The 3198-nt window shown below is 65.2% G+C and carries 3 protein-coding genes; 1 reads left to right on the forward strand and 2 read right to left on the reverse strand.

Features of this window, described 5'->3' with window-relative positions; all coding sequences use genetic code 11:
• Positions 1 to 169 precede the first annotated feature (169 nt).
• On the reverse strand, positions 170 to 742 hold the full coding sequence (locus tag B3361_RS07335) for a HutD family protein (protein WP_009683255.1): 573 nt from the start codon (positions 740 to 742) through the stop codon (positions 170 to 172).
• The gene (gene hutC / locus B3361_RS07340; RefSeq protein WP_154211989.1) at positions 739 to 1449 is read right to left on the reverse strand and encodes a histidine utilization repressor; all 711 of its coding nucleotides are present in this window, start codon (positions 1447 to 1449) and stop codon (positions 739 to 741) included. Before hutC ends, B3361_RS07335 begins: the two co-directional genes overlap by 4 nt.
• A 144-nt stretch (positions 1450 to 1593) precedes the next feature.
• Here hutC and B3361_RS07345 point away from each other — a divergent pair, with 144 nt between their 5' ends.
• Positions 1594 to 2958, forward strand: coding sequence for a formimidoylglutamate deiminase (locus tag B3361_RS07345; RefSeq protein WP_054906160.1), 1365 nt, complete (start codon positions 1594 to 1596; stop codon positions 2956 to 2958).
• Positions 2959 to 3198 lie beyond the last annotated feature (240 nt).

Here is a 3198-nt window from a genome sequence, read left to right on the forward strand (position 1 = left end):
ATTGGCCCGAAACAACGTAGGAGCGAGCGCAGCTCGCGATTGCGCCGCGCGGGCGGCGCTCGCTCTAACAGGCGCTGCCATACCTTGCGGCAAACACCTGTCAGCCCTAAGGCGATCCCCGTGGGAGCTGGCTTGCCGGCGATTGGGCTGCAAAGCAGCCCCGGCTATCTCAAGTTGGAATGAGTTCGATCAGGCAGCACCGCCCCTGCACATCCAGCTCCAGCAACGCTTCGTTGCCCTCCAGCCGCAGGCAGTCATACAACCCCAGCCGTTGCGCCTCACGCCCAGCCAAGGCCACCTCGACCTGATTACAGGCCGCAAACAGCAACACCGTCGACGCCGAGGTGTACATTCGCTGGGTACCGTCCAGCCACTGCAACCGCGCCCGGTAACGCTGCGGCGCATAGATCAGGTTGAAATCGCGAATCGCCCCGCCCAGCAACCTGCAACTGACCTGGCTCTCGCCACTGAAGGCAAATGCATCGCAGGCCAGCAATGGCCGGCTGGCCTGGCCGTCCACCACCAGGCGCATGCCGTCGCCCTGCAGCACAGTGATGATCCGCTGGTAACCGGCAAACGTGGAAAAGCCGCCCGAGTCCTCGATATCGGCGATCGACAGGCGCCAGCCGAAGCCGTCCAGGCCTTCGCCGCTGTCGCGGGTGATTTCTTCAGTGAAACCGCCACCGTTCTTCCATGGCATGCGCGGGTAATCCTGCGCGCGCAACACCTGCAACTGGCTCATTTGCTGAAACGCCCCTCCAGGCGATGACGGGATCCGGGGTGGATCAACCGCGCGGCAGTCACCGGCTGGCGACCCGACCAGGTGCGGCGCCGAATCAGCAGGCAAGGCTCGCCCCGCTCGATCTGCAACAGCCGGCATTCCTCCGGCTCGGCGAGGATCGCCTCGACCACGTGCTCGCCTTCGGTCAAGGGCGCGACCTGGGACAGGTAGGCGTAGGGCGTCTGCCGGGTGAAATCCTGCTTGAGGTAGTCGGGGGCGATCGCCGCATTGACGTAACGGTCCTCGATCTGCACCGGCACGCCGTTCTCGAAATGCACGATCAGCGAATGAAACACCCGCTGGCCCTCGCGCATGTCCAGGGCCAGGGCGCGCTCGGAGCCGGCCGCTTCCTCGGTGAGGGTGATGACCTGACACGTATGCTTGTGGCCACGGGCGGCAATTTCGTCGGCGATGTTGTTGACCTCGAACAGCGCCGACCGACCTTTGGGCTCAGCCACGAAAGTGCCCACCCCTTGCATGCGCACCAGCAGGCCTTCGGCCGTGAGTTCACGCAGGGCGCGGTTGATGGTCATGCGACTGAAGCCGAGCTCGTTGACCAGCTCGCTCTCCGAGGGGACCCGGTGATGCGGCGGCCAGCTGCCGTTGTCGATCTGCTGGACGATCATCTGTTTGACCCGCGCATACAGCGGCGCCGGGCCCTCGCCCATCTGGGCAACCAGCGCGGAGACAGGAGGTGTCGGCACGGCGTTGGATCCTTGTGCAAATGTAATGGGCGGTAGCTTGCCGCAGTTTACCCGGCAGGCAAACGCCTGTATATGTATATACAAGCTAACAATAACAGGATTCGCACCATGCCCGCCTACTTCGCCGAACGCGCCCTGCTGCACAGCGGCTGGGCCCGCCATGTCCGCATCGAGGTCGCCGGCGATGGCTACGTGGCCAGTATCGAGCCAGGAGCTGCGCCCGAGGGTGCCGAACGGCTCGCCGGGCCCTTGCTGCCCGGCATGCCCAACCTGCACTCGCATGCCTTTCAGCGCGCCATGGCAGGGCTGGCCGAGGTTGCTGGCAACCCCAACGACAGCTTCTGGACCTGGCGCGACCTGATGTACCGGCTGGTCGGCCAGATCAGCCCAGAACAACTGCAGGTTATTGCCCGGCAGCTGTACATCGAGATGCTCAAGGCCGGCTACACCGCGGTCGCCGAGTTTCACTATGTGCACCATGACCAGGCCGGCAAGCCCTACGCCGACCCCGCCGAGTTATCCCGCCGCATCAGTGCGGCCGCCGCTGACAGTGGTATCGGCCTGACCTTGTTGCCGGTGCTGTACAGCCATGCCGGGTTCGGCGGCCTGGCACCGAACCACGGCCAGCGGCGCTTTATCAACACTACCGACCAATACCTGCAACTGCAGGCGCAACTGGCCCCCGCGCTGGCCACACAGCCCGCGCAGCGCCTGGGCCTGTGCTTCCACTCGCTACGGGCGGTGGCGCCGGCGCAGCTCGCCGAAGTGCTGGCGGCCAGTGACACGCAAGCACCGGTGCATATCCATATCGCCGAGCAGCAGAAGGAAGTCGACGACTGCCTGGCCTGGAGCGGCCTGCGGCCCCTGCAGTGGCTGTATGAGCATGTCGACGTCGACCGGCGCTGGTGCCTGGTACACGCCACCCACGCAGCACCCGACGAAGTGGCAGCCATGGCCCGCAGCGGCGCGGTGGCAGGCCTGTGCCTGACCACTGAAGCCAACCTGGGCGACGGGATTTTCCCGGCCGTGGAGTTCCTGGCCCAGGGCGGGCGCATGGGCATTGGTTCAGACAGCCATGTATCGCTGAGCGTGGTCGAGGAATTACGCTGGCTGGAATATGGCCAGCGGCTGCGTGACCAGCGCCGCAACCGCCTGTATCGGGGTGATCAGCCAATGGTCGGGCGCACCCTGTATGACGCCGCGCTGGCGGGCGGCGCCCAGGCGCTGGGGCAGCCAATCGGCGCGCTGGCCGTGGGCAAACGTGCCGACTGGCTGGTGCTCGACGGACAGGACCCTTACCTGGCGATTGCCGAGGATGATGCCATCCTCAACCGCTGGCTGTTTGCCGGCGGCGATCACCAGGTGCGCGATGTGATGGTGAATGGGCAGTGGGTAGTGCGCCAGGGGCGGCATGCACAGGAGGAACAAAGCCGGATGGCGTTTGCCGAGGTGCTGCGGCAGTTGCTGGGGTAATGCAGGGCCGTCACCAAGCTTGAGAACTGTGTAGTAGCCGCCGCATTTTCAGCGCCTGTGAGATTGAACGCCGCCCGCGCGGCGCATCGCGAGCTGCGCTCGCTCCTACGTTTGTTTCGGGCCAATTATGCCTGGGGGATTTGCGCGCGAACCCTTTGGCGCATGCCTCAATGTCGCGTCGTATGAACCAGGCGGTCGCGCGCGCATCTCAGAGGCCTCACTGGCCCGAAACAAACGTAG

This window comes from Pseudomonas sp. UBA6699 (assembly GCF_002454615.1).
GTDB lineage: Bacteria > Pseudomonadota > Gammaproteobacteria > Pseudomonadales > Pseudomonadaceae > Aquipseudomonas > Aquipseudomonas juntendi.

Coding starts and splice junctions, on each gene's coding strand:
- B3361_RS07335 (WP_009683255.1), bottom strand. CDS start 742: ATGAGCCAGTTGCAGGTGTTGCGCGCGCAGGATTACCCGCGCATGCCA.
- hutC (WP_154211989.1), bottom strand. CDS start 1,449: ATGGGCGAGGGCCCGGCGCCGCTGTATGCGCGGGTCAAACAGATGATC.
- B3361_RS07345 (WP_054906160.1), top strand. CDS start 1,594: ATGCCCGCCTACTTCGCCGAACGCGCCCTGCTGCACAGCGGCTGGGCC.